A 5,109-nucleotide genomic window follows, 5' to 3' on the forward strand; every position below is an offset into this window, starting at 1 on the left:
GCTCGGGGGTGAGCAGATCCAGCAGCCGGGCGTGCGCGCACTCGCCGTGCCAGGGCGCAGCTTGCTCCAGGGTGGCCCGGCCATCGTCGGTGAGCTGTGCCAGATGGACGCGCCCGTCATCGGGGCTGCTCGTCCGCCGGACCCAGCCCAGTTCCTCCAGCCGGTCCATCAGATGCGACAGCCTGCTCGGTGACACGGCTGTCCTGCGCGCCAGGTCCGCCATGCCCAGCCGGTGCCCGGGGGCCTCCGAGAGCCACGCCAGGATCTCGTAGTGGATCTGCCGCATACCGGTCTCGCGCCACAGCTCATGGCCGAGTTGCTCGGACAGCAGACGCGCGGCGGTCAGGAAGGACCGCAGGGTCTGCTGCTCGTCGGGGCCGAGCGCGGTGGACTGGGTCATGACGGACTCCTTCCTGGGTTGGGTGCCGGGTCCCGTATGGGGCCTGGACAGGTGTCGGCTCCGGTATGAGGCCGCCTCGGACGGGTGTCGGCTCCGGCGTGGGGCCTCGGACGGGTGTCGGCTCCGGCGTGTGAGGCGCCTCCGCCGGGGTCTCGACTTCGGCGGGTGAGGCGCCTCCGCCGGGGTCTCGACTTCGGCGGGTGAGGCGCCTCCGCCGGGGTCTCGGCTCCGGCGTGAGGCGTCTCGGACAGGTGTCAGCTCCGGCGTGGCGCGGGGTGCACGATGTGCTTGATCTCCTGGAACTCCTCCAGGGCCCGTTCGCCGTTGAGGCGTCCCACACCGCTCTGCTTGAAGCCGCCCTCTTCCATCTGGTCGACGATGACGGCCCAGGTGTTGGTCCAGACCGTCCCGGCGTCCAGTTCGCGGGCGACCCGCAGCGGGCGGTCGACGTCCCGTGTCCAGATGCCGGCCGCCAGGCCGAACTCGGTGGCATTGGCGCGGGTGATCGCGTCGGTCTCCTCGTCGAAGATCTCGAAGGTGGCGACGGGGCCGAAGATCTCCTGCTGGACGATGGGCCGGTCCGTGTCCTGGATCTCGATCAGGCTGGGCTGGACGAAGGCCCCGGCGGCCAGCGGTCCTTCGGTGATACGGCCACCCCTGACGACGACCTTGGCGTACTCGGCGGCATCCTCCACGGCCTGGTGGACCCGGTCGGCGTTGGCCCGGTCGATGAGCGGGCCCATGTCGCTGGCGGGATCGCTGCCGGGGCCGACGCGTACGGCTTCCAGGGCGGCGGAGAGGCGGGTGCGCAGTTCGTCGGCGATACCGCGCTGGACCAGGACGCGGCTGCCGGTCATGCAGAACTGGCCGGTGAAGGTCGTGATCGCCTTGGTCAGGACGGGGACGGCCGCGTCGAGGTCGGCGTCGTCGAAGACGATCATCGGGGTCTTGCCGCCCAGTTCGAGCGACATGCCCTTCAGGGTCGCGGAGGCGTCGGCCATGATGCTCCGGCCGACATGCGTACTGCCGGTGTAGCTGATGACATCCACATCAGGGCTGGCGATGATCAGCCGCGCGCCCGCGCTGCCGGACTCGGTGAAGGCGTTGAAGACACCCGGCGGGAGGGAGGGCGTGCCGCCGACGATGTCGAACAGCAGCTGGTTCGTGAGCGCGGTCTGGCCGGGCAGTTTCAGGACGACCGTGGCACCCGCCGCCAGTGCGGGGGCGAAGGATCGTACGGAAAGGATCACCGGGGAGTTCCAGGGCGCGATCACTCCCGCGACCCCGGCCGGCTGGCGCAGGGTCATCGAGTAGAGCCCCGGTTTGACCTCCTGCGCACGGCCGGACTCGGTCAGGGCCAGCGCCCCGTAGTAACGGATCTTGGAAATCGTCAGATCGACCTCCAGCGCGGCCTCCGGAAGGATCTTGCCGTTCTCCCGGGACAGCAGGTCGACCAGTTCGTCCCGCCGCGCCGCCATCCGGTCGGACATCTCGAACAGGGCCTTGGCCCGCAGGTCACGATCGCGGGACCAGTCACCCGTCACAAACGCCCGGCGGGCGGCGTCGATGGCGGCCCGCGCCTCGTCCGCGCCGCCGTCGGCATAGGTGCCCAGCACCTCCCCCGTTGCCGGGTTCAGCGATTCGGTGACCTTGGCTGCGTCGGTCCACTCGCCGTCGATGAGGTTGCGGGCGTGGACCGTGCTGACTGCTGACATGAGGGGCATCTCCCTGGGTGCTTCTGTCGCCTGTGCGGTTCTGGCGTGTGCGGTTGTGGCGTATGTGGTCGCGGCGTGCGCGGTCGCGGCGTGCGCGGTCGCGGCGTGCGCGGTCGCGGCGTGCGCGGTCGCGGCGTGCGCTTCCGGCGGCCGGTCCACCGGCTCGGCTCCGGGATGCGTGGCCCGGGGTTCGGAGAGACGGTGGGGTGTGATGGTCCGCCTGACTCCCCCGTGTACCCCGAGTGTGCGCCGGGCGGGCGATATCGGCTCGTCGTTGACGACCGAAGGGTGAGAGCGGCCGGATCGCTCCTGCTCAGGGCCGTACAGCATCAGTAATATAGTTGTTCTTGCAACGAAATACATCCCTCTCAACGCACACCGGAGGGCCGGCATTCCCCACCCCCGGCACCGCCGCAGGGCAGCCCCGCAGGGTCGCTTGACCGCCATCGAAAGGCGTGCCTATGATTCGTTGCACAACGAACTAAATGAGTGTCGGGACCGCGCCTCGGAGCGCGCCGGCACCGGAGTCTCGTTCGGAGAGTCCGCGCCGCTGCGGCGGCCGATGGATCACCGCCCCACCAGCGGCGCCCGCCCTGACCGTGGGACGTATCCGGTTTGGAGAACTGATCATGGCGGCAGCGCAGGGTTCGCCCTCCCCGCACCCACCCGGCGGCCCCAGCCCCTCGACCGGCGCCACCACCCCGGTCAGGGCGGCCGTCGTCCGCGCCAAGGGCGAGCCGTTCGCTTTCGAGGACCTGGAACTGGACACCCGGCTGCGGCCGGACGAGATCCTGGTCAGGGTCGTCGCGACCGGTGTCTGCCAGACCGACATCCATGTACGGGACCAGCATCTGCCCACCCCGCTGCCCGCTGTCCTGGGCCATGAGGGCGCGGGTGTGGTCGAGCGGGTCGGTGCCGCGGTGACCTCGGTCGCCCCTGGTGACCGGGTGGTGATGTCGTACCAGGCGTGCGGCCACTGCCGCCCCTGCCGCAGCGGGAACCCCGCCTACTGCGCGGAGTCCTTCCCCCTCAACTTCGGCGGCTCCCGCCCCGACGGCACCAACGCCCTGAGCGCCGGCGGCGAGGAGATCCACGGCCACTTCTTCGGCCAGTCGTCCTTCGCCACCCACGCCCTGGCCACCGAGCGCAACGCGGTCAAGGTCGGCGACGACATACCCCTGGAACTCCTGGCACCGCTGGGCTGCGGACTGCAGACCGGCGCGGGCGCCGTCCTCAACTCACTGAAGGTCCCCGCCGGGTCGTCGGTCGTCGTGATCGGCACCGGCACCGTCGGACTGGCCGCCGTGATGGCCGCCAAGGTCGCCGGAGCGTCCCCCGTCATCGCGGTCGACATCGTGCCCGAGCGCCTCGACCTCGCCCGCGAACTCGGCGCCACCCACACCGTCAACGCCAAGGACGAGGACACCGCCGCCCGGATCGCCGAGATCACCGGGGGCGGCGCGGACCACGTCCTGGAGATCACCGCACGGCCCGACATGCTCACCCTCGCCGTCGACGCCCTCGCCCCGCTCGGGACGGCCGCGCTCATCGGCGGCGCACCTGCCGGAGCCCACGCCCCGGTGAACATGAACGCCCTCCTCGGCGGCCGGACCGTGCGCGGGATCGCCCAGGGCGACTCCATCCCCCAGCTGTTCATCCCGCAGCTCATCGACCTCTACCGAGCCGGCCGGTTCCCCTTCGACCGGCTCATCACCCACTACGGCTTCGACGAGATCAACCAAGCCGTCACCGACACGCAGAAGGGGGCCGTCATCAAGCCCGTTCTGCGCATCGGGGAGTAGCGGAGCCACCAGCACCGTTCCCCCGCCCCACGAATCAAGAGGAAAGCATCGTGAACGACCACCAGAAGCCCGGCGTCCCCACCGACCGCTACCAGCTCGGCGCCGCGGGCATGCCCCTGCACACCCACGCCGACTACCGTCCGATACCCGCGGACAGCTACGGGTCGCTCTTCCTGCCCGCGCGGCTCACCAAGGGCTACCACGTCGAGGAGATCCACGACGGCGCCTATTACGTGACATCGGGGGCGTACGACACGATGTTCGTCCGCACCGGCAACGGCGTGGTCGTGGTGGACGCCCCGCCGCTGCTGGGCGAGAACCTGAAGCGGGCCATCGCCGAGGTCACCGACGAGCCCGTCACGCACCTCATCTACAGCCACTGGCACTCCGACCACATCGGCGCCGCCGGAATCTTCGGGAACAACAAGGACCTCAAGGTCATCTCGCACGACTACACCCGCGAGATGATCGAGCGCTGGCCCGACCTCGGCGGCGAGCGCGGCCTGCCCACACCCACCGACACCATCACCGAGAGCGACACCCTCGACGTCAACGGCGTCCGGTTCCATCTCGACTACCACGGTGTCAACCACACGCCGGGCAACATCTTCATCTACGCCCCGCGCCAGAAGGCCCTCGCGGCGATCGACATCATCAGCCCCGGCTGGAGCGCCTTCAAGCACTGCGACGCGTCCGAGAACATCCGCGGCTGGGCGGAGGCCCACGACTGGATCCTCGAATACGACTTCAAGGGCGTCGTCTCCGGCCACGTCAACCGCTACGGCACCCCCGAGGACGCCAAAGCCTCCCGCGACTACACCAACGACATCGTGGAGTTCTCCAAGGAGGCCCTCAGCCAGGGCCAGGAGTTCGAGTACATCGAGAAGATCGGCTTCAGCAACGCCTGGCTGCTGTGGGAGAACTACTTCAACGAGATGACCAACTACGTCACCAAGAAGACGCTGGACAAGGTCACCGACAACGGCCAGACCTGGGCCCAGCGGCTCGCCGGCGCCGATGTCATGACCAAGTACCACGCGTACTCGGTCCTGGAGGCCCTGCGCCTGGAGTACGGCATGGTCACCGGCTTCGAGAGGCTGATCCTGCCGCAGCCCGGCGAGTGACCGACCCCCGGTCACAGCCCTCCCCGAGAGGCGCCCAGCAACACAGCAGGGCCCGGTCCGCTCCGGCG

The 5,109-nt window shown here is 69.7% G+C and carries 4 protein-coding genes; 2 read left to right on the top strand and 2 right to left on the bottom strand.

The window, feature by feature from the left end; all coding sequences use genetic code 11:
• A partial coding sequence (locus ACWF94_RS32970; protein ID WP_453496987.1) for a MarR family winged helix-turn-helix transcriptional regulator occupies positions 1–400 on the bottom strand: 400 nt, incomplete at its 3' end.
• A 254-nt stretch (positions 401–654) separates the two neighbouring features.
• Positions 655–2,115, bottom strand: a complete 1,461-nt coding sequence (locus ACWF94_RS32975; protein ID WP_453496989.1) for an aldehyde dehydrogenase family protein — start codon at positions 2,113–2,115, stop codon at positions 655–657.
• A gap of 629 nt (positions 2,116–2,744) precedes the next feature.
• On the opposite strand from ACWF94_RS32975, the gene ACWF94_RS32980 reads away from it, so the two are divergent.
• Entirely contained in the window at positions 2,745–3,917 is a 1,173-nt protein-coding gene (locus ACWF94_RS32980) for an NAD(P)-dependent alcohol dehydrogenase (protein ID WP_453496992.1), read from the top strand.
• A gap of 50 nt (positions 3,918–3,967) precedes the next feature.
• On the top strand, positions 3,968–5,041 hold the full coding sequence (locus ACWF94_RS32985; protein ID WP_453496995.1) for an MBL fold metallo-hydrolase: 1,074 nt from the start codon (positions 3,968–3,970) through the stop codon (positions 5,039–5,041).
• Positions 5,042–5,109: the final 68 nt, after the last annotated feature.

It is taken from the genome of Streptomyces sp. NPDC055078, assembly GCF_053607985.1.

Excerpts from the sequence above, each read along its gene's own strand:
- ACWF94_RS32980 (WP_453496992.1), top strand. The coding sequence starts at position 2,745 with ATGGCGGCAGCGCAGGGTTCGCCCTCCCCGCACCCACCCGGCGGCCCC.
- ACWF94_RS32975 (WP_453496989.1), bottom strand. The coding sequence starts at position 2,115 with ATGTCAGCAGTCAGCACGGTCCACGCCCGCAACCTCATCGACGGCGAG.